Source organism: Acinetobacter sp. V110_1 (assembly GCF_031798975.1).
In the GTDB taxonomy this organism is placed as follows: domain Bacteria; phylum Pseudomonadota; class Gammaproteobacteria; order Pseudomonadales; family Moraxellaceae; genus Acinetobacter; species Acinetobacter nosocomialis_A.
Map to the genome: position 1 here is coordinate 1,419,315 of NZ_JAVQNN010000030.1, position 21,979 is coordinate 1,441,293.

Annotated in this window: 21 protein-coding genes; 6 read left to right on the forward strand and 15 right to left on the reverse strand. The window is 39.4% G+C overall.

The features are described from left to right. Positions 1-41: 41 nt before the first annotated feature. Positions 42-494, reverse strand: a complete 453-nt coding sequence (locus tag RMA95_RS17465; RefSeq protein ID WP_107972257.1) for an ABZJ_00895 family protein — start codon at positions 492-494, stop codon at positions 42-44. A gap of 374 nt (positions 495-868) precedes the next feature. On the opposite strand from RMA95_RS17465, the gene RMA95_RS17470 reads away from it, so the two are divergent. Further along, positions 869-1,246, forward strand: coding sequence for a VOC family protein (locus tag RMA95_RS17470; protein ID WP_019456817.1), 378 nt, complete (start codon positions 869-871; stop codon positions 1,244-1,246). Between the two features lie 73 nt (positions 1,247-1,319). Here the strand turns inward: RMA95_RS17470 and RMA95_RS17475 are convergent, their stop codons facing one another. Beyond that, a complete protein-coding gene (locus RMA95_RS17475) occupies positions 1,320-1,793 on the reverse strand; it encodes an OsmC family protein (RefSeq protein WP_263613098.1) in 474 nt (157 codons plus the stop codon). Positions 1,794-1,956: 163 nt separating this feature from the next. On the opposite strand from RMA95_RS17475, the gene RMA95_RS17480 reads away from it, so the two are divergent. Both RMA95_RS17480 and RMA95_RS17485 read left to right on the forward strand, forming a co-directional pair. Then, entirely contained in the window at positions 1,957-3,225 is a 1,269-nt protein-coding gene (locus tag RMA95_RS17480) for an exonuclease SbcCD subunit D C-terminal domain-containing protein (protein WP_311072217.1), read from the forward strand. A 9-nt stretch (positions 3,226-3,234) separates the two neighbouring features. Continuing rightward, entirely contained in the window at positions 3,235-6,831 is a 3,597-nt protein-coding gene (locus tag RMA95_RS17485; protein ID WP_311072219.1) for an AAA family ATPase, read from the forward strand. A 117-nt stretch (positions 6,832-6,948) separates the two neighbouring features. On the opposite strand, the gene RMA95_RS17490 is transcribed toward RMA95_RS17485, so the two are convergent. Together RMA95_RS17490 and RMA95_RS17495 are read right to left on the reverse strand one after the other, a co-directional pair. Next, complete coding sequence (locus RMA95_RS17490; RefSeq protein ID WP_200002022.1) at positions 6,949-7,791, reverse strand: undecaprenyl-diphosphate phosphatase; 843 nt, start codon at positions 7,789-7,791, stop codon at positions 6,949-6,951. 107 nt (positions 7,792-7,898) lie between these two features. Next, positions 7,899-8,591 carry a YggS family pyridoxal phosphate-dependent enzyme gene (locus tag RMA95_RS17495; RefSeq protein WP_311072220.1) on the reverse strand — a complete coding sequence of 231 codons (693 nt, stop codon included), beginning with the start codon at positions 8,589-8,591 and terminating at the stop codon, positions 7,899-7,901. Positions 8,592-8,717: 126 nt separating this feature from the next. Here RMA95_RS17495 and RMA95_RS17500 point away from each other — a divergent pair, with 126 nt between their 5' ends. After that, complete coding sequence (locus RMA95_RS17500; RefSeq protein WP_107972265.1) at positions 8,718-9,755, forward strand: type IV pilus twitching motility protein PilT; 1,038 nt, start codon at positions 8,718-8,720, stop codon at positions 9,753-9,755. 27 nt (positions 9,756-9,782) lie between these two features. Next, positions 9,783-10,901, forward strand: coding sequence for a PilT/PilU family type 4a pilus ATPase (locus tag RMA95_RS17505; protein WP_151763478.1), 1,119 nt, complete (start codon positions 9,783-9,785; stop codon positions 10,899-10,901). Between the two features lie 69 nt (positions 10,902-10,970). On the opposite strand, the gene fur is transcribed toward RMA95_RS17505, so the two are convergent. Continuing rightward, positions 10,971-11,408, reverse strand: a complete 438-nt coding sequence (gene fur, locus RMA95_RS17510) for a ferric iron uptake transcriptional regulator (RefSeq protein ID WP_002052029.1) — start codon at positions 11,406-11,408, stop codon at positions 10,971-10,973. A gap of 111 nt (positions 11,409-11,519) precedes the next feature. On the opposite strand from fur, the gene RMA95_RS17515 reads away from it, so the two are divergent. Then, positions 11,520-11,918: an outer membrane protein assembly factor BamE gene (locus RMA95_RS17515; RefSeq protein WP_001170994.1), complete on the forward strand. Its 399-nt coding sequence runs from the start codon at positions 11,520-11,522 to the stop codon at positions 11,916-11,918. A gap of 55 nt (positions 11,919-11,973) precedes the next feature. On the opposite strand, the gene RMA95_RS17520 is transcribed toward RMA95_RS17515, so the two are convergent. From RMA95_RS17520 to RMA95_RS17565, 10 genes are all read right to left on the reverse strand, one after another. Then, entirely contained in the window at positions 11,974-12,297 is a 324-nt protein-coding gene (locus RMA95_RS17520) for an RnfH family protein (RefSeq protein WP_311072223.1), read from the reverse strand. After that, positions 12,297-13,364, reverse strand: a complete 1,068-nt coding sequence (locus RMA95_RS17525; RefSeq protein WP_311072225.1) for a hypothetical protein — start codon at positions 13,362-13,364, stop codon at positions 12,297-12,299. Before RMA95_RS17525 ends, RMA95_RS17520 begins: the two co-directional genes overlap by 1 nt. Before the next feature lie 152 nt (positions 13,365-13,516). Further along, positions 13,517-13,972, reverse strand: a complete 456-nt coding sequence (locus tag RMA95_RS17530; protein ID WP_000782976.1) for a bacteriohemerythrin — start codon at positions 13,970-13,972, stop codon at positions 13,517-13,519. A gap of 251 nt (positions 13,973-14,223) precedes the next feature. Further along, complete coding sequence (locus RMA95_RS17535; protein ID WP_311072229.1) at positions 14,224-15,072, reverse strand: class II glutamine amidotransferase; 849 nt, start codon at positions 15,070-15,072, stop codon at positions 14,224-14,226. A 108-nt stretch (positions 15,073-15,180) separates the two neighbouring features. Beyond that, complete coding sequence (locus RMA95_RS17540) at positions 15,181-15,963, reverse strand: GNAT family N-acetyltransferase (RefSeq protein ID WP_114271870.1); 783 nt, start codon at positions 15,961-15,963, stop codon at positions 15,181-15,183. A 118-nt stretch (positions 15,964-16,081) separates the two neighbouring features. Next, on the reverse strand, positions 16,082-16,990 hold the full coding sequence (gene argB, locus RMA95_RS17545) for an acetylglutamate kinase (protein ID WP_263613091.1): 909 nt from the start codon (positions 16,988-16,990) through the stop codon (positions 16,082-16,084). 14 nt (positions 16,991-17,004) lie between these two features. Next, a complete protein-coding gene (locus RMA95_RS17550; protein ID WP_311072232.1) occupies positions 17,005-18,423 on the reverse strand; it encodes a phosphomannomutase/phosphoglucomutase in 1,419 nt (472 codons plus the stop codon). A gap of 188 nt (positions 18,424-18,611) precedes the next feature. Further along, a complete protein-coding gene (gene dut / locus RMA95_RS17555; protein ID WP_000868152.1) occupies positions 18,612-19,064 on the reverse strand; it encodes a dUTP diphosphatase in 453 nt (150 codons plus the stop codon). A 24-nt stretch (positions 19,065-19,088) separates the two neighbouring features. Next, positions 19,089-21,128, reverse strand: coding sequence for a DNA helicase Rep (gene rep / locus RMA95_RS17560; protein ID WP_263613088.1), 2,040 nt, complete (start codon positions 21,126-21,128; stop codon positions 19,089-19,091). Between the two features lie 193 nt (positions 21,129-21,321). Beyond that, a complete protein-coding gene (locus RMA95_RS17565; protein WP_263613087.1) occupies positions 21,322-21,975 on the reverse strand; it encodes an OmpA family protein in 654 nt (217 codons plus the stop codon). Positions 21,976-21,979 lie beyond the last annotated feature (4 nt).

Here is a 21,979-nt window from a genome sequence, read left to right on the forward strand (position 1 = left end):
AAAACTCATTTATATTTAATCGTAGCTGTTTTTGTAGTGATCTATTGCACATTCAACATTTTGTCAGCCATGCGCTGTGCCTGTTTGCCATAAAACCAGTAGGTAATTAAATAAAGCGGAATAGCCAGCATTAAAATCATAATGACCATAATACTTAAGAACTGAGGCTGCTTGAGGTAAAGCATAAAGTTTTGCAAAATTTCAGGGTCTTGTCTTGAAAATAAAAACAAACCAAATAAAACACCGCATAAGTTATAGCCCCAAAATATGAGGGTAAAGCCTAAAGTAAATTTCTTTTTTTCTGGTACAGTCGGCGCACGGCGTTCTTTCTTTAAAAATCTAAACAAGACAAAAATCATTGCGCCTAAATATGGAACGGCTGTTAAAATACCACCTACACTCGCTGGCAATAGTGCTGCAACTACACCGACTATTAAGGTAAGTACGATGCATATAGCAAAAAACCAGAGAAAGTAAGAACGTAATTTGGTCATATTTTTGCCTAATTTATGGGTTCAAAAAATAATTATAAATTTTTTTCGATTTTTTTTCATTTTTCTGTCAACCAATCCGAATCTCTTGACGTTATATAGGGTAACAAGGTCGCAGCAACCGAATACTTCCTTTGCACGGCATCCGCAAAATTGTTTCGGTGACCTTTCATTACGACTCTTTCTTTCTTCGGATTAGGTTTTGTTAGCAGCCAAACCCTTGATGAAGTCTTTGACCGACGATTCTCTCATCACTCGAATCGTCGGTTTTTATTTTCTAGCACGTTCATTTTACGCTCAACATACACAATCGTTATTTCATAGCCATGAAAGTCATGCGTATACTTTTTACACCATAAAAATATGATTTAAATAATATGAACAATATTGCCTATTTTGAAATCCAGTCTTCAAACCCTGCTCGTGATGCGCAGTTTTATCAAGCTGTGTTTGGTTGGCAATTTAAATTAGATCCAAACTTACCAATTGAATACTACCGTATAGAAACCCCTTCAATTATGGGCGGCCTTTTAAAACGTCCCGCTCAAACGCCTCCAATGGAATATGGCACCAATGCATTTACCTGTTCAGTTCATGTGGAAAACTTCGATGAAGTGGCTGCAAAAATTTTAGCGCAAGGCGGTATTGTCGCAATGGATAAATTCGCTATTCCGGGCCGCGCTTGGCATGGTTACTTTGTCGATTTAGACCACAACGTTTTTGGTATTTTTCAAGCCGATGAAAATGCAGCTTAAAGATTTTATCTAACCACTCTATTTATTTTAATTTATAGCCACCGCCTTTTTATCGGTGGCTATTTCATATTAATTATTCAGCAAAGCTAAAAGTGGCTTCACATGTAATTGGGAAATTTACCGAATTGGCAATCATACATTCGTGATGTGCTTCTTCATGCAGTTTTGCAGCAAGCTCTTGGTCAGCACCTTTTTCCAAAACAATCTCTGGTCTTAAAATAATTTGGGTAAAGTGACCGCGTTTAACTGGATCTGTATCTTCCATAAAACCAAGTGCTTTATCGACATAACTAAGTACCTGAATATGGTTGACCGCACATAGGTGTAAATACCAAAGTTTATGGCAGGCTGAAGCTGAAGCGACCAATAAATCTTCTGGATTCCATCTGGTCACATCACCTAAATAGGCTGGGTCTGAGGAACCTTGAATGGTAGCCTTTTGCGGATGCTGAATACTAAAGTCTCGTTTATATGAACGATAAGAAGAAGTGCCTGTTCCTGTATTACCTTCCCACTGTATTTTTACTTCGTATTTATGAATCGTCATTTTGTTCTCAAAGTTCATGGTTTAAGTCGATAGTAACAAAGCAGAGCTTAAAGGGACAAAATAATTCAGGTTTCATTGCGGGCTTAAATAACGAGCACTTTAAAATGTCTTGATAAAATCTCCTGCCAATTTATGCTAACGTATCTGTGTTTATTTTGGCTTGATGTCTGTTTCTATGTCCGTACATTTTCTACATACTTCTGACTGGCATTTGGGGCAGTTTTTTTATAATCATTCACGCCACTACGAACACCAACAATTTTTAAGCTGGTTACTCACTCAAATTCAAGAAAAACAACCGCATGCCCTGCTCATTGCTGGTGATATTTTTGATGTCATTAACCCAGGTTCTCAAGCACAAAAACAGCTCTACCAATTTTTAGCAGATGCACATCGCCTTGCCCCACACATGCAAACGCTCATGATTGCGGGTAACCATGACTCAGGCTACCGTATTGAACAGGTCGAACCACTCTTAGAAAAATACAATGCGAAAACTGTGGGCGTGGTTCGTTGGAATGAAGATAAAACCCTAGACCTCGATAGGCTACTTTTACCTATTTATAATCAAAATAAGAATATTGTGGCATGGTGCCTAGCCCTGCCATTTTTACGCTCGGCCGAAATTACGGGTTTTAACGAACATACTACCAATAGCAAAAACGCGATTGCCTATTTGCATCAGCAACTCATTGCCGAAGCCAAACGTCGCAAAACACCAGACCAAGCGCTTATTTTGATGTCGCATGCCCACATGCAAGGTGGGGAAACATCCGACTCTGAACGTCCAATTATTATTGGTAATGAAGAGGCACTTTCGACGACTTTATTTGAAGATGCTGTCGACTATGTCGCTTTAGGGCACTTACATAAACCACAAAAAGTAGGTCAGCCGCACATTCGTTATAGCGGTTCACCCATTCCGCTTTCTTTTAGTGAAATTAACTATAAGCACCAAGTGGTTGAGGTCAAAATCGACCCGACTCAAGACACAGACAACCGTTTGCAATTTGAAGCTGTAGAAATTCCACGTTGCATACAATTGCACCGCATTCGTGGTGAGCTAAACGAGGTACTACAACAACTCAAAGCGCTGCCAAACGGCATGATTGAGAATATTGACCACCGTGAATATGTCGATATTGAATATTATAGTTTAACGCCACCACAGCCGAATTTACGTCAGCAGTTTGAAGCGGCTCTACCGCCTGACCGCTACCGTTTAGTACGGATTTCACGTCAATATGTGAATAAACATACCACCGATTCAAATGCCACTCAGCAAATCGCTCTTGAACCGCCAACACCAGAAAAACTCTTTCAAAATATTTGGGAAAAACAAGGTTATAGCGCCGATGATGCGGTCTTAAAAGATTTTCTGAGTCTGGTACAAGAAGCACAAAAAAATCTTGAAAATGATGCAAACCCTTAAGGATATGTCATGAAAATTTTATCCATTCGAATAAAAAATCTGGCATCTCTTTCTGATGAACACTTTATTGATTTTGAAAGCGCACCCCTCGCCCATGCAGGTCTCATTGCGATTGTGGGAAAAACGGGGGCTGGTAAGTCGACCATTTTAGATGCCATGTGTCTGGCCTTGTTTAATCGGGTACCTCGCTTGAAAGACAGTGATGGCAAATTAAAAGATGTTGATGGTTCAGAGTTACTCACTAACTCTCCTTTGACTGTCTTACGCCGTGGTACAGGACATGGTTTTGCTGAGCTTTGCTTTATTGCGCAAGATCAAAAACGTTATTTGGCGCGTTGGGAAATTAAACGTGCACGTGAAAACCCAAATGGTAAATTGCAAAGTGTGCAGCGCCACTTAAAATGTCTAACCGATGGTGTGGTGCTTGCCGACAAAGCCAAAGCGGTTGATGAAAAAGTTAAACAAATTACCCAGCTTTCATTTGAACAGTTTACGCGTGCCGTATTACTTGCTCAGTCAGAAGTGACCGCGTTTTTAAAAGCTCGAGACAGCGAACGCGGTGAATTACTTGAGTATCTGACCAACTCCAGCATTTTCGCCAAAATCGGTGAACTCGCTTTTCGTAAAACAGCAGATATTGCAAAGCAGCGTAAACAGCTCGAAGAGTTTTTAGGTCACATTGAAATTTTATCTGATGAAGAGATTGCGGCTTTTACCGAACAATATCAGCAAGCCGAACAAAACCATCAACAGTTAGAACAACAAAAACATGTCTTAGACAAACAGCAACAATGGTTTGAACGCAAAGCAAAACTTGAGCATGAAGTTCAAGCGAAACAGCAACAGTTTCAAACCCAGCAAAACCATCATCAGCAACTTGTGCCTGAACGTGAGCAATTAAAACGGCTCGAAGTTTTCTCTGAAATACGCCCACAAGTTTTTCAGCAAGCTCAAAACTTACAAACGTTACAACAACTTGAGCCACAAATTCAGCAAGCTCAGACCAAATTTAATGACCTGCTACAAGTTTTTGAAACGGAACAAAAACAATATCAACTTGCAGAACAAGAGCTCAAACAAACGCTCGATTTTGAGCAACAGCATCAACATGCTTTAAATCAAGTTCGACAGTCCATTCAAGAACGTGCTTTTATTGCCGATGAATATAAAAAGTGCAAAGAAAAAAGACATGTACTTGAGCAAAAACTCAGTCCACTGCACCAGCAGCAAAACACTGTGCAACAGCACATTGCACAGCTTGAGCAGAACCAAATTCATCTTCAACAGCAACTTACCCAAACTCAGCAATATGCTGTGTTGGACAAAGGCCTCTCAGCACATCTACATCAACTTGGGCAATTTATTCAAAACTACCAAGCGATTGAACAACAGCTTGGTAACCCTGCCCTTGCCCGCCAAAAGCTAGCGGAAGCTAAAAGTGAACTCGAACAACTCGTAACTTCACTAGGCACAGTTGAACAGATTGAGTTAAAACTTGAACAACAGCGTAAAGATAAAGATCAGAAACTTGCTCAAATCACTCAGTTAGATCTGATTCAACAGAAAATAAAAATTTATCATGAGCTCTATGCTGAGCTTCAGCAATTCACAGAAAAACATACCCAAGCCACAGCCCAAGAGCAGCAGCTTAAAACCGTTTGCCAGTTAGCTGAACAAGACTATCAAACAGCTAAAACTGAACGTGAAAAGTTACAGCACATTCTGCAACAGCAGCGTTTATTACACACCGAAAATATTGAGCAGTTACGGGCCAATCTTAAAGATGGCGAAGCTTGCTTAGTGTGTGGAAGCACACATCATCCCTATCGTGTTGATGACAGTGCAGTCTCTAAAGCTTTATTCGACTTGCAACAACAACAAGAGCAACAGGCAGTAGCGCTAGAGCAAACTAGATTTAATGCGTGGCAAACTCAGCAACATGCCCTCACCCAGTGCCGTGCTGAGCTTGAGCACGTTCAGAAATACTTAACTCAACTTAAAGCCAAACAATCAAGTTTGAAGCAAGGGCTTGAGCAAACATTTAAGCTCAATCAATTACATATTGAGCTTAAGCAAGCTCCTGAACAAATCTTGCTAACACTGAACGAACTCAGACAAGCGGCACAAACTGCCATAACTTCATTTGACTCAGAAAACGTGCGTTTAGCCCAAGCGATTAAGCAACACAATCAGCTTGTTCAAACGATTCAGCGTAATGAAAGTTTGCTCAATACGGCACAGCAATGGCAACAACAAGTTCAACATATTGTTGAATGCTTGTCTGAAACTGAACAACACGCATGGCAGCAGTCGAGTAGCCAAACGGCTAAACAAACTTGGGCGATTCTTGACGCACGTGCGAAACAACTTGAGCAGCAAGAACAGCTTTCACAGCGTTTTGAACAGCAGCAACAAGAACTTAAAATGTTAGCTGCTAACCTTGAACAATTGACCAAGCAAATTGATGAGATCGATCAAAATCTCAAAGAGATTACGCTCAAAGGCCAACAAAATAATGAAAAAGCGGTGTCGCTCATTCAGCAAATGACAGGCCGTTCGGATATTAAGCCACATGAATGGTTAATTGAGCATGACGCTAAACGTCAGCAACAACAAACGACGTATCATGAGGCTAAACAACGTTTCGAACAAACCAGACAGCATTTTGAGCAGCAAAAACAGGCGCTAGATCAACTTAAACATCAGTATCAACACACAGAACAACATCAACAGCAGATTGATGGGCAAATTCAAAACTGGTTAAAAGCCCATACTGATTTTCAGGTATCTGATCTTACGGCGCTCATACAGATTAATTCTGCACAAGAGCAAGACATTCGTAACCGTCTTAATCATGCCGAGCGTCTATTAAGTGAAGCTTCTTCTGCCCTAAAAACCATGCAAGAGCAATTAAGCGAGCATTTACAAACTCAGCCAGATATTGAGCATGAAAAGCTTGTTAGCCTCATTCAGGACAATATTGCAGAGCTTAAAGCCCAACTTGAAGTACGCGATCGACTGAAGCTTAAGCTTGAAGTGCATCAACAAAATCTTGCTAAACAGCAACAATACGCCGAGCAAATTCAAAATATTCAGCAAGAAGAACATCGCTGGAGCAAAATTTCAGGTCTCATTGGCGACGCTAAAGGTAAAGAGTTCCGTGATTATGCGCAGCAATATCACCTAGATATTTTAGTTGAACATGCCAACCAGCAATTGGCGATGCTATCGCAACGTTATACGCTAAAACGTCTAGATCAGTCTTTAAGTTTAGCGATTATTGACCACGATATGGATGGAGAAACCCGCTCAGTTGCATCTTTATCTGGCGGTGAGTCGTTCTTAACTGCCCTTGCCTTGTCTTTAGCGATTGCCAATATGGCCTCGGGTTCAATGAAAATTGAATCGCTGTTTATTGATGAAGGCTTTGGTACTTTGGATGCTTCTTCTTTGCACATGGTTATGAATGCTTTAGATCAATTGCAAAATCAGGGTCGTCAGGTCATTCTCATTTCACACATTCAAGAAATGCATGAACGTATTCCTGTACAAATACAAGTGAAACCACTGGGTGCTGGTGCGAGCACCATTGAAGTCGTAGGTTAATTTAATGTAGGTACTTATCTTAAATTTGATTGAATCTTATATAACAAAGGGGCGTATCATTTACGCCCCTTTCTTGTATGGTATTGCAATAATTTTTATTTTTAAAACATCAAAAAATTAATTCACACAGAGTACGACAATTGCGAAACCAATACAGTACAGACCAAATAAATGCCAGCGGCCATGTTCTAACCATGAAGACAACCATTTCAATGCCAAAAGACCAGCACCAAAGCTAAAGCACATACCCAACAAGCTTGGAACCATCGAATGAAACACTTGCCCATGAGCAACTGTTTGTAAGCCTTGAGCGTGAACTAAACGATATAATTCTTTTAAAATCACAGCTGGTGTTAATACCACAGCCAACGCAAAACTGAACTCTTCAGCCTTTTGACGAGATACACCTAAAAATAAACCTGTAGATATGGTTGCACCTGAACGTGAAAAACCACGGAAAGGTAAACATAACGCCTGCACTGCCCCAATAATAGAAGCACTACGCAAACTGATTTCACCCTGCTGACCACGATCTAAACGCGAAGATAAAATAATCAGAACACCTGCCGAAATTAGTGCAGCTGCCATGAGTTTTGAGTTACTAAACAAATGCTCAATTTCGAAACTGCTCGCGCCGCCGAAGAATACATGTTTAATAATAGATTGGAGCGCTAAACCAAGTACACCAGTAATTAGGGTTGCCAAAATAATATAGAAGGCTTGTTTTTTAAAACTTTCCCAAGAAGAAAAATAGGTCTTACGCCAAGATTTCCAAAAGTAAACGATCACTGCAAACATCGTACCTGTATGCAACATTACAAGTAAGAATGTCATGTCAGGTGCAGATGGATCATACCCCATTAACTTTTCAGCTAAAATAACGTGTGCGGAACTAGAAACTGGCAATAATTCAGCAAAGCCCTGAATGATTGCCAGAATGAAAACATGCAACAAATCCATACATTACACACTCAAATATTAAAATATCTGGGTTATAAGCGAGGAAAATTAAATTTAAATTAATTGATTACAGTTCCACCACAAAATATTTAACTAACCCTTAAAAGTTATTTTTTCTCAATCGGGTCACGCTTACCAAACAAAGCTGTACCTACACGGACCATGGTTGAACCTGCGGCAATTGCGGCATCTAAATCGCCCGACATTCCCATGCTTAATGTATCCCAGTCTTGCACATGAGCATGTTGCCCTTTCATCTCATCAAATAACTTTTTGGCATCTGCGAAAGCAGCGGTATTGTCTGGTGCCGGAATGACCATTAAGCCACGTAGTTTAATTTTCGGCAGTTGACTAATTTGAGCAACCAATTCCGCAACTTCTTCTGGTGCACAGCCATCTTTACTGTCTTGCCCATCTATATTCACTTGCAAACAAATATTAAGTGCAGCTTGGTCATCACCACGTTGGTTAGATAATCGCTCTGCAATAATCAAACGGTCTACACCATGTACCCAATCAAACTTTTCAGCTAAATGCTTAGTTTTATTACGTTGAACATGTCCAATAAAATGCCATTCAATGTCTAAGTCATGTAGAGCTTCAATTTTGTCCAAAGCTTCTTGTAAATAATTTTCTCCGAATGCCCTTTGCCCTGCTGCATACATTTCACGCAATCTTTCACTTGGATGTGTTTTTGATACGGCTAAAAGTTGCACAGTTTCAGGCGCACGCTGAGCATGTTCACAAGCAGTTCTGATTTGCTGTAATACGTGCTGTCGCGCATCTTGCAGGTAATTCATTGACAAGGTTCTCATTTTCAAAAAACTTTTTTGCTTTTCACCTAAAGCGAGGTGTTGGTAAGCCTCGGTGAAAGCCGTATATTATTCTACAAAATAATGACATATTTTGATTTACTTGGGGAAATTATGGATATTACAGAGCTACTCGCCTTCTCTGTGAAAAATGGCGCATCCGATTTACACTTATCTGCTGGCATGCCACCAATGATTCGTGTCGATGGTGAAGTTCGTCGTATTAACTTACCAGCCTTAGAACATAAAGATGTCCACCGCCTTGTTTATGACATCATGAACGATAAACAGCGCCGTGACTATGAAGAAAAGCTTGAAACTGACTTTTCTTTTGAAGTACCTAATGTTGCACGTTTCCGTGTGAATGCATTTAACCAAAACCGTGGTGCTGGCGCAGTATTTCGTACCATTCCATCTAAAGTACTTACTATGGAAGATTTAGGCTTAGGTCAAATCTTTAAGGATATTTGTGATTATCCTCGCGGGATTGTACTGGTGACAGGTCCAACAGGTTCGGGTAAATCAACCACGCTTGCAGCAATGATGGACTATATTAATGAAAACCGTTATGACCATATTTTAACAGTTGAAGATCCTATCGAATTTGTACATCAGTCAAAGAAATGCCTGATTAACCAGCGTGAAGTACATCGTGATACACATGGCTTTAATGAAGCACTTCGTTCAGCACTACGTGAAGACCCTGATATTATTTTGGTCGGTGAGATGCGTGACCTTGAAACGATTCGATTAGCACTTACTGCTGCTGAAACGGGTCACTTGGTATTTGGTACGCTTCACACCACGTCAGCTGCAAAGACTATTGACCGTGTAATTGACGTATTCCCTGCCGAAGAAAAAGACATGGTTCGTGCCATGCTGTCTGAATCTTTACAAGCCGTTATTTCGCAGACTCTACTTAAAAAGAACGGTGGTGGTCGTGTGGCAGCACATGAAATCATGATTGGTATTCCTGCCATTCGTAACTTAATCCGTGAAAATAAAGTCGCACAAATGTATTCAGCTATTCAGACGGGTGCCAACCATGGTATGACGACCCTCGACCAAAGCTTAAAAAACTTGGTGTCTCGTGGTGTAATTAGCCCGCAAACGGCTCGTACTGCTGCAAAACAGCCTGAATCATTCCTATAAAAATAACAAAATAGCGAGAATACAATTATGGATTTTAATGACTTGCTCAACCTCATGGTTGAAAAAAAATCATCGGATCTTTTTATTACAGATGGCGTTGCACCATCAATGAAGATTAACGGGCAAATTGTTCCAATTTCAAAGAATAGCCTTTCTGGCGAAGTAATTGGACAGCTCTTACATTCCATCATGAGTGACAAACAGCGTAAAGAATTTGCAGAAACTCGTGAATGTAACTTTGCCATTATGAACCGCGATAAAACGGCGCGTTTTCGTGTGAGTGCTTTTCAGCAACGCGATATGCCGGGTATGGTTCTACGTCGAATTGAAACTAAAATTCCTTCGATTGATGACTTACAGTTACCTACTGTGCTTAAAGATTTATCGATGACCAAACGTGGCATTATTATTTTCGTAGGTGCAACAGGTACAGGTAAATCGACTTCATTGGCTTCAATGATCAGCCATCGTAACCATAACTCTAAAGGCCATATCATTACCATTGAAGACCCGATTGAGTTTATTCACGAACATGCGGGTTGTATTATTACTCAACGTGAAGTCGGTATTGATACGGACTCATTTGAAATTGCTTTAAAAAACACGTTACGACAAGCACCCGATGTCATCTTAATTGGTGAGATCCGTTCGCGTGAAGTGATGGACTATGCAATTGGCTTTGCTGAAACAGGTCATCTTGTATTAGCAACAATGCACGCCAACAACGCCAACCAAGCACTCGACCGTATTATTCACTTCTTTGAAAGTGACCGACATAGCCAGCTCTACATGGACCTGTCGCTTAACTTAAAAGCCATGATTGCTCAACAGCTTATTCCAACGCCAGATGGTAATTCACGTCGTGCAGCGATTGAGATTTTAATTAACTCACCATTAATTTCAGACTATATCCGTAAAGGCGAAATTCATGAAATTAAGGACTTGATGAAACGCTCACGTGAACTGGGTATGCAGACCTTTGACCAAGCTTTATTTGATTTATATAAAGCAGGCCAAATTACTTATAAAGATGCCCTTAAACATGCCGACTCACCAAACGATTTACGTTTAACGATTAAGCTTGCAAATGAAGGTCCTGATCAAATTACAGACGAAAAACAACATTTAACTTTCGACCGTCAGTAATTTCTTCATAAAAAAAGGAAGGTTAAACGTAACCTTCCTTTTTTATTTGTTTTCTTTATGTGAAAACGATTATTTCTTGCGCAATGCATCCTGACATTCAGGTTCATTACAGTAACCATAGAGATTTAATGAGTGACCCGTTAAGGTGAACCCATGTTGTTCTGCTACAGAATGCTGTTCTTTCTCGATAACATCATTAGTAAATTCAATAACTTTGTTACAGTTTTGGCAAACCAAGTGATCGTGGTGATCTTCTTGCATAATTTCGAAAACAGAATGGTTATTTTCAAAATGATGACGTTGAATAATGCCCGCAGCTTCAAATTGTGTTAACACACGGTAAACTGTCGCAAGTCCGACATCTTCCCCTTGCTCTAACAAAGTCTTGTAAATATCTTCAGCGCTAAGATGATGCTGTTTTGAATTTTCTAATAATTCCAAAATCTTAATTCGTGGAAGGGTAACTTTAAGTCCAGCTTTGCGCAAATCTTGATTGGAAATAGGCATGAAAAAAGGTCTCTCAACAAATCTCAAGTTGGAATAGGCAATAGAATTTATATGAAGTATGATCTATCCTTTGATCAAATGCATCATAATTTATTGGGATAGTGTAGCAAAATGCAAAAACTCGTGCTGACGTTATTCGTCACTTCACTCCTAGCTGGTTGTTCAATCTTTGGTGTATATAAGGTTGATATTCCTCAAGGGACTCCATTGACTAAAGCTCAAGCCTCTCAAGTACAAGTCGGCATGAATTTCCAGCAAGTGCGCTTTTTGCTTGGTAGCCCAACAGTGACTGATCCCCTCAATCCACAACGTTGGGACTATATCTACAACTATATCCCGGGAACATATGCTAAAAAAGCGAAAATCCCCGCAGCACATGGTCAGCATTTAAAAATTTACTTTGATGGAACTGGAACTGTAACTAAAATTGAAGGTTTAGAGACTATTCCAGAATCGCAACCAGGTTTACCTGCTTCTAAAGAAGCGATCTTAACTGCCCCACCACTATAATCGTTTTTTCTAATAAAAAGAAACCCCTCAAGTGAAAAAACTTGAGGGGTTTTGCTTATTGAGCTGATTGCTTAAAGCGATTGCCTTTAATGTATCTGCCTACAGGATTCTTCGCAGCACGTTTCCTACGAATGTCTTTTGGATTAATCGTTAAAGGTCTATAAACCTCAACTCGATCACCTGCATGTAGTACGGCATCAGCTTCTACTTTTACTCCGAAAACGCCGAGCTGAAGTGGTTCAGGCAAATCAACTTGACTTGATAAACCACTGACTTGAACTGCCTGTGAAGCAGTCATTCCCTGTTCAAATGGAACAGAGATTAGAAACTGTTGCTCTGGCGCGGCAAACGCAACCCAAACTTGTTGAATGCGTTCCATTAGATACTTTGTCCAATTACAGCAATCATTGCCACAATAATTGAAAGTGGCAACACAATACGTACAGCAATACGCCATAAGTTATAGAAAAGCTCATTGCTGAAATTCATCGATTTACGTAAGTGACTAATTTTCATAATCCAACCTGCAAAAATTGCATAGATCAAACTAATGAGTAAGCCCCAAAGCATAAGAATCAGCGTAAATAAGTGATGAAGTTCAGGCACAGCCCAAACTGCAATCGCAACAATAAGAATCACCCATTGTAAAACAGGCATAAGCTGACGCTGAGCAAGTTGTTCTCTTGCTAACTGCACAAATAACGCTGATGTCATCACGCCAGTAAATATCCACGTAAGAACTGGTAATTGAGCTTGAAGCGAGAAGAAACCAAAAGCAATTACAGCAATGAGTTGAGCCAACCAAATTGGAAGAACAGTTTTAGTTGCACCTTCTTGAGTCTGAACAGTACCAACACTATTTTGCCAGTAAAGTCCTAAACCTAAACCACTTGCTACAAGTGCAAGTACGGTTGCATTACCCCACTCTTTAAACTCTACATTGGTCCAATGCCAAGGCTGTAAAGTCGTACCCATCATGTTTGCTAACACGATAGAAGCGATTACCCCTAAGGTCATTAACAAAACAAGAATTTGACGAGGAATAAATGATAAGACCAAGGCAGCAACTGCAAGGCCTGCAAAAATGATTTGACCTGAAATGCTTGGAGCAAACTGCGCAACTAATATATTGCTTGCGGTGCTCAGCACATTACCCGCCAAGAAAGGAATAAAAACAACAGCAAGCCAGCCAACCACGCGCCATTTAGGCGAGCTATCTGCTTCACGAGTTAAACTCGATAACGCATTTAAAGCGGTTGTTTTAGATCGTTTTGCTAAAGCAATTTCCAAATAACAAACTGGTAATGCCAATAACAACATTGTGCCAAACCACAATAACCAGAAATCGAGCTGACGATCAATCTGGATGCCCATGGTTGGTGCCAAAGTGGCCATGATGACAAAAGATAAGCAAAACGCCATAAGAGGCGATAACCAACGTGACATAGGTATGTCCTGCATTATGCATTCCTTGAAAAAGTCTTTAGATATTTTGCCCGTCTCATGCATGAAAATCAAAGTTTGCGCCATAAAAAAAGCAAACCACCGAAACGATAGTTTGCCGCGCTAACTGTATATTAGAGTTTTTCGAGTTAAAGTTATGAGAAAAAACGGGCGAACCAGTTCTTTCCTTTCTTCTTTTCTTTTTCTCTAATAATCCCCATCATATTTTCTTTTACTGCCCCCACATAATCAGCATCATCATGTTGAATATGATTAATGAGCCATTTAGCCAAAATCTCTTGTAATTCAGCTTCAATCGTATGTCCCATTTCAAAACGTTCACGATATAACTCTATTTTCTTAATAAACAAGTCATGTACACGTTTATGCGGTACTCTATATTTATAATCAGCTTCTTCTTGCAAACTTTCTTCGAAGGTAAAATGTGACTGCGTATAATCGATAATATTATCTAAAACATCTTTAATACGACGTCTATCCTCATCATCTTTTACATCATCAATCTCATTAATATAATCAAGTATTCGTTTGTGTTGCTCATCAATAACATCAATACCCGTATTATATTCTGAAGCCCATTTCATTTTCATACACCACCCCCAATGATGTTCAATGACTGTTGCATAAGCCGCATCTTATCTTTAAAGGGTATAAATAAAAACAAACCTATTTCGTCGGTTTTATATAAATAAAAATAGATAATGAATTAAGTTTTTGATTTTTAAACAATTAAATAATATTAACCAACTAAAACAATAAAGTATTTTTTAAACAAAATACTTTATTATTAATTAAGTAAATATATATATTAATTAAGTATTTACACTCATTTTCTTAAAAATTAATATTGGTCTGCCCGAGTAATACATTTAAGTTCAGGGTTTTTCTCTTCACGTATTAATCTTTCAACATGTGTTATTGATTTTTTTATAGGCTGACCATGTTGAAATAAAATCATTTCACCGGGTTGATATGCTGTCCAAGTTTCATTATGTGTTAAAGGTTCAGTAGTAATTACTGCCACTCGGTCTTCTGGAGTCGTCACCTGACTAAAATCAACTTCGACATCTAAATCAATTAAATGCGCATTATTAAATGGATATTCGCGAACTAACCAATGTAATTTAGTAATGGCATAACTAAATAAAGCTTTGCCATTAGATAAACAGAAATTAAATGTGCCATATTCTGCAATTTGCGGAGAAATTTTCTCTAACACTTCAAATATCTGTTCAAGGCTTGGCTCTTCATAGCCAAATACTTCTACCAGTTGATCGAGTAAATAACAAAATGCTCTTTCGCTATCTGTATTTCCTACAGGTGTAAAACGTCCACTCAAAGGTGGATTAAAATCATGTAAATCGCCATTATGGGCAAAAATCCAGTGACGTCCCCATAACTCACGAATAAAAGGATGTGAGTTCTCAAGCGTGATTTTGCCTTGGGTCGCCTTACGAATATGGGCGATTACATTACGCGATTTGATGGGATAGTTACGAATAAGATCAGCTATTGGAGATTCAACCGCAGACTGGTTGTCTACAAATAAACGGCATGCCTTGTCTTCAAAAAAGGCTATACCAAAACCATCACTATGGTCCGAGGTAATTCCTGCGCGCTGTGAAAAACCACGGAAAGAAAAAGTGATATCCGTTGGTGTTGCACAATTCATTCCTAATAGCTGGCACATATTGTTCTAAACTTTTCGCTTCATTACCTCATACATACTATTGTGCATGAGAGTAAAATAGCTTGTAAATCCCAATATGCGCTCGCTATTACAAAATATAAGATATCTTTATCGTTGAGCCATTTTGTTCATTACAAAGGAAGTCGCGATTTTATTTACTTCCAAAAATACAAAATAATCGAGACAGTTAAATTCAGCATCAAAAAAGGCATCTTTAGACAGTTTAGATTGCATACTCAAATACATTTGGAACAGTTTTGGCATACGTTCATCTTGAGGAAAACTGAACTCTGGATATTCAGGTTCATAAATTTTTTTAGAACGAATATCGATAGTTTTGCTGTCTGGTAATTGTTGAATCTGGCGGTGCGTATAGTACGCTCTGGCCAAATTATCTTGCAGGTGAATACTTACACAGCCCATCAAGTATTTAGCTCGCATTGACCACAACACTTTAGGTGCTAGATTCAGCCATAACGTTGAAAGTGCCTTACCATTACGAAAACGTGGATGTACGCAGGTACGCCCTATTTCTAATACATTTGGCAAATGCGATAAGTGAGGAACAATATCAAACTCATGAGCACTATAGCTTTGCGCTATTTCATGGCCTTGGAAGAGCTTGAGTCGTGTATAAGCCACAATCTCTCCCGTCCATTTCTCACGTAATACTGCATGCTCACAGCTAAAATCGTAAATATCTTGATCTAAGTTATCTTCAAAATGAATGCCGAATTGTTTACTAAATTGTTGTGCGCGAAACCGTTGTACATCTTGTAATTCTTTTAAATTATCAACCCATTCAAAGCGAAATTGTGTTTGATTCGTAGTCTTATGACGATTTAGAGGTAAAGTCCACGTTTGGCGATATTGATTAAATTTTTCCAGCATAATGAACGCTCCTAGTGACACCCCTTACACTAGTCAAAGCTCATGACAAAAAAATGACCAAAATTAAATGACATAAAAAAAGACCACTTAGCGTGGTCTTTTAATCAAAATACTCACTTTAGTGAGATGCATTTGAACGGTTAGAAATAAGCGTACCCACACCGTGATCTGTAAAGATTTCAAGTAATGTTGCATGTGGTACACGACCATCTACAATGTGTGCACTCACAACACCGCCTTTTACAGCATCAAGCGCACAACCTACTTTAGGAATCATTCCGCCGTAAATCACGCCTGTCTCGATTAAACGGTCAACTTCTTGTGTCGTCAAACCAGTTAAGAGATTTTTGTTTTCATCTAATACGCCAGTAATATTGGTAAGCAGAATTAATTTTTCTGCACCTAATGCTTCAGCAACCTTACCAGCGACCAAGTCAGCATTAATGTTGTAGGTATTACCTTTTTCATCGACACCTAATGGTGCAATAACTGGAATAAAGTCACTTTGGGTAAACATCTCTAATACGTCTGTTTTTACCCCAGTCACTTCACCCACCATACCTAAGTCGATATGTTTGATAGAACCGTCTTCTTCGTGCTTTTCCATTAATAATTTACGGGCACGTAATAGATTGCCATCTTGACCTGTTAAGCCAATTGCACGTCCACCATGTTTATTAATCAAATTAACAATAGATTTGTTTACGCTACCGCCTAGGACCATTTCAACCACTTCCATAGTGGCTTGATCGGTCACACGCATACCATCAATACGGTCAGACTCACGACCTAATTGTTTTAAGAAAGAGTCAACTTGTGGGCCGCCACCATGTACAACAACCGGGTTTAAACCCACAGTTTTAAGTAAAACGATATCGCGAGCGAATGAACTTTCCAATTCCGGATCAGTCATCGCATTACCACCGTATTTCACCACCAGCGTCTTACCAGAAAAACGTTGAATATATGGCAAAGCTTCAATCAAGATTTTTGCTTTGTCGACGCCAAGATGCTGATGTTGTGGCATTGCGCCTCTCCTTATTAGGCCTCAGAAAGTTCTTGTGCAATTTGCGGGTAACGCTCTTGCAACATATCAATAAATTTTTGCTGAATTTCCTTTAAACGCAAAGGACTATCAGCATCAAATCTTACGGTAAAATACTCACCCGTATTTGATGCTCGAATAATGCCAAAACCATCATCAAAATCAAGACGTACGCCATCAATTTTACTAATATGAGCGCCTAAAGGATGGCTCAAAATTTCAATATCTTGCAATACATGCTTAGGGTCTGATTGGTGAGTACTGATATAGATATCTTCGGTACAGCATCTTTCAGGATAAATAGAAAATAAATCCGAAGCTGTTGCTACACTAGACTCGGTGAAATATTCCATTACGCGCAGTGCAGCATATATACCATCGTCATATCCAAAACCACGTCCGTCATTAAATACATAGTGGCCGGCATATTCCCCACCAAAAATGGCATGACCTTTGGACTTGGATAAATAAGAACGAAGGAAACTACTACCCGTACGAATCATTTTCGGTTTACCACCGAGTCGCTCCACGGTTCTTTGGACCATCAGCGAGCATTTCACATCAAATACGATTTCTTTATCTGACTGTTGTTCCAGACACATTTGTGCAAATAGCGACAATAAACGGTCAGCTGTAAGTATGTTGGCTTTCTCATCGAGTAATACGACACGATCGCCATCACCATCAAGCGCAATACCAATATCGGCACCTTGTTCAATAATCGTTTTTCTTAACTCTTTCAAATGTGCAGCATGTGAAGGATCTGGCGCGTGGTCAGGGAACTCGCCATTTGGAGTAGTGCGTAAGGCAATTACCTCACAACCCATTTTTTCAAGTACCAGTTTCGCACAGTGCCCTGCCGAACCATGTAAACCATCTAATACGACTTTTAATGGGCGTTTGAGTTGAATATCGTTAAAGAGAGCCTGTTGGTATTTTTTGCAAAATTCTGATTTAAATTGAGGAGTTGATAATTCTAATAATGAAATTGGATGAGTCGGAACATAAGTTTGCGCAAACTCACCTACTTGCTGAATCATTTCAGGAGACGGAGGTTCAGCTCTTAAAATCCATTTAATACCATTATCTGATTTCGGATTATGGCTAGCGGTTACCATAATTCCGTTACCACCAAACTCACGTGCAATGTAATACATCATCGGAGTCGAGCAGCAACCAATGTTTGTAACAGTTAAACCCTGCTCTACTAATATCTCTTCGATTAAATGCGCATAAGCGGGGCTGGTAAGGCGGGCATCATAACCAATGACCAGTTGAGTTTGTTCTGCTTGTTTATATTGTTGTGCCAATCCATAGGCAATTGAACGGACGACGTCCGTAGTTAAATAAGAAAGTTTGCCTCTAATATCGTAAGCACGGAAAATATTTTTTGGGAATGAGTGTCTTACATTCATAGCGTATCTTCTATTTAAAGATCAATCTGATCTATCGCAAAAACATAGAGTATTCAAAAGGGTATTTGCTAAAAAAGTTAAAAGAGTATGAGTAAAGCGTGTTGTAATATAATTCATTGTAACATTCAAGGTATAAAAAGAAACACCTGTAAAACAGGCGTTTCTTTTCATTATTTTTTATAAGTTAATTATTGTTTACCAGTGTGACCAAAGCCGCCCGCACCGCGTAAAGTTTCTTCAAATTCCTCTACTTGTTCAAACTCAGCCTGAACAACTGGAACTAAAACATATTGTGCTAAACGCTCACCTGGCTCTAAACGGAATGTCGTCTGACCACGGTTCCAAACTGAAACCATCAATTCACCTTGATAGTCCGAGTCAATTAACCCAACTAAATTACCAAGAACAATACCGTGTTTATGGCCTAAACCTGAACGCGGTAAAATTAAACCAGCAAAATTCACATCATGAATATAAATTGCCATACCTGTTTTAACTAATACAGTTTGGCCTGGTTCAATTTCAATTGCTTCATCTAAACAGGCACGTAAATCTAAACCTGCTGATCCTGCTGTTGCATATGAAGGTAAAGGCCATTCTTTACCTAAACGCGGATCGAGCAATTTAACTTGAACTTTCATGGGATTTCCTAAAAATTAAAAAAATTAACGCTTTAATAAAGCTTTTAAATTTGCCAAATATTGTTGAGCCTGTTCTTTAGGATCAACATTTGCTGCAATTTTCTTTTTACGCCCTAACCATTCGAGTTCGTCTTGTGGAAGCTCATCAAGGAAACGGCTTGGGGTCATTTGTTTCATTTGACCACCATTTTTACGCTGTTCTGCCAAAGTCAAAGTTAAGCCTTGACGTGCACGGGTAATACCCACGTACATAAGACGGCGTTCTTCTTCAATGGTTTCAGCTGCAATCGAGTTTTTATGCGGTAAAAGCTCTTCTTCGAGTCCCATAATGTACACATATGGGAACTCCAAACCTTTTGCTGCATGCAAAGTAAGTAGATTTACTTTGTCAGTGTCCTCTTCTTCTTGCTGCTGTTCTAACAGGTCAAGTAACACCAGTTTTCGAATAACACTTTCAATGTTCTTTTCATCAACATCTTCTGCACGATTAATCAGATTTTGAATACTGGTAAATAAATTCTCGATGTTATCGAGCTTACTTTTCTCTTGGGCAGGTGTTGCTGACTGCTCGCGAATATAATCGATATAACCCGCTTCATTCATCATTTGACGAACTTTAGGCACAGGCTCATCATCTTCTAGCAACTCACGCGTAAACGTTGCGATAAAGTCAGCAAACTCATGCAATTGAGTTTCTGCTTTTTTAGGAAGAACCATGCTTAAGCGTTGGTCAGAAGAAGCACCAAGTAAAGACAAATTATTTTCTTGGGCAAATAAACCTAGCTTCTCAAGAGTAACTGGGCCAATCGCACGTTTAGGGGTATTAATAATACGTAAGAAAGCACTGTCATCTTCCGGATTAATAATCAGACGTAAGTAGCTCATTACATCTTTAATTTCTGCACGAGCGAAGAACGATGTACCACCAGAGAGTTTGTACGGAATTTGCATTTGGCGAAGCTGGGTTTCTAATACACGTGCCTGAAAGTTTCCACGGTATAACACAGCGTAATCTTTCCAGTTCTTACCATTCATCAGCTTATGAGTCAGTAAGTCTTTGACTACACGTTCTGCTTCATCATCATCATTACGACAGGTAATGATTCTGATAACCTCGCCATGACCTTTATCACTCCATAATTTCTTATCAAAAATATGCGGGTTATTTTGAATTACACAGTTTGCAGCTTTCAAAATACGGCTGGTTGAGCGGTAATTTTGCTCAAGCTTAATAATATGTAAATTTGGGAAATCCTGTTTAAGCAAAGCCATGTTTTCAGGCTTCGCTCCACGCCATGCGTAAATCGACTGGTCATCATCACCCACAGCTGTAAACTGCCCCATTACACCAACCAACAGTTTCACTAAAATATATTGCGCGGTGTTGGTATCTTGATATTCATCGACCAATAAATAACGAACACGGTTTTGCCACTTGTCACGTACTTCTGCATTTTCTTGCAATAATCGCGTTGGCATAACAATGAGGTCATCAAAATCGACAGCATTGTAGGCACGTAAATTACGTTCATAAAGTTGGTAAAGGTGTGCAAACTGGACATCTTCAGGAGTTTCACACGTCGAATGTGCTTGTTCAGGCAAAATCAGATCGTTCTTCCAATCCGAAATTTTCTTCATTGCCTTGGCAATTAACTCTTTACTCTCTGCACCCGACAAATTATCGCGATGCATCAAATCCATCAAAATACGTTTACAGTCATCTGCATCCAAAATCGAAAAATTAGCTTTTAAAGGTAAATTTTTAAGTTCTAAACGTAAAAGATTTAAACCAAAAGTATGGAAAGTCGAAACGGATAAACCTTTTGCTTCTTCACGTGATAAAAGCTTGGTCACACGCTCTTTCATTTCACGTGCAGCTTTATTGGTAAAGGTCATCGCTGTAATACGATGCGCAGGAATACGGCAATGTTGCACCAAATAGGCAATTTTACGCGTAATTACCGATGTTTTACCTGAACCAGCGCCAGCAAGCACCAATAAAGGGCCTTGAGTATATTTCATGGCTTCTTCTTGCTTGTTGTTCAGTTGACTGGCAGATGACATCGTGTATTACCTCTTAATTTTTCGAGCATGATTATAGTCATCTCTTTTTTAGAATCCCAATAGTAAATCTACGGATATGTATAAATGATGTCTAATAATGCAATTTATGCGCCGCAGAATGTCGTGATTATTTCTTGTACTGCACCCATAAAAAAACCACCCGAAGGTGGTTTTTGCAACAATAAACTAAATCTTATTGTTTAGCATAAATGCTGATTTCTACGCGACGGTTTTGTTCACGACCAGAAGCAGTTGAGTTGTCTGCGATTGGGTTAGAAGAACCATAACCTTGTGCATCGATACGGCTAGATGGAACGCCTTTACCAGCTAAATAGCTTTTAACTGATTGAGCACGTGATTGAGATAATGGGATATTGATAGAGTCATTACCAGTGTTATCTGTGTAACCAGTTACCAAAATCGCGCTCTTGTTATCTTCAGCCAATGTTTGCGCTACTTTGTCCAAAGTTGCATAGAAGTTTGGCTTGATGTTTGATTTGTTTGTATCAAAAGTGATGCTACCAGGCATGATCAATTGAACAGAACCATCTGGGTTACGACCAACTTCTACGCCAGTACCCGCCATTTGTTGACGTAATTTTTTCTCTTTTTGGTCAAGGTATAAACCACCAGCTGCACCAAGAACTGCACCGATTGCCGCAGCACGGTTGTTTTGACGGCTAGAGTTTGCACTTGATTTAGAAATACCGTAACCAGCTGCTGCGCCGATTAATGTACCTAATGCGGCTTTATCGTATTCAACGCCACCAAGGTTGTTACCTGTTGTTTGACAACCAGAAAGTACTACTGCTGCCCCTACCACTGTTGAAATAACTAATGCACGCATTGCA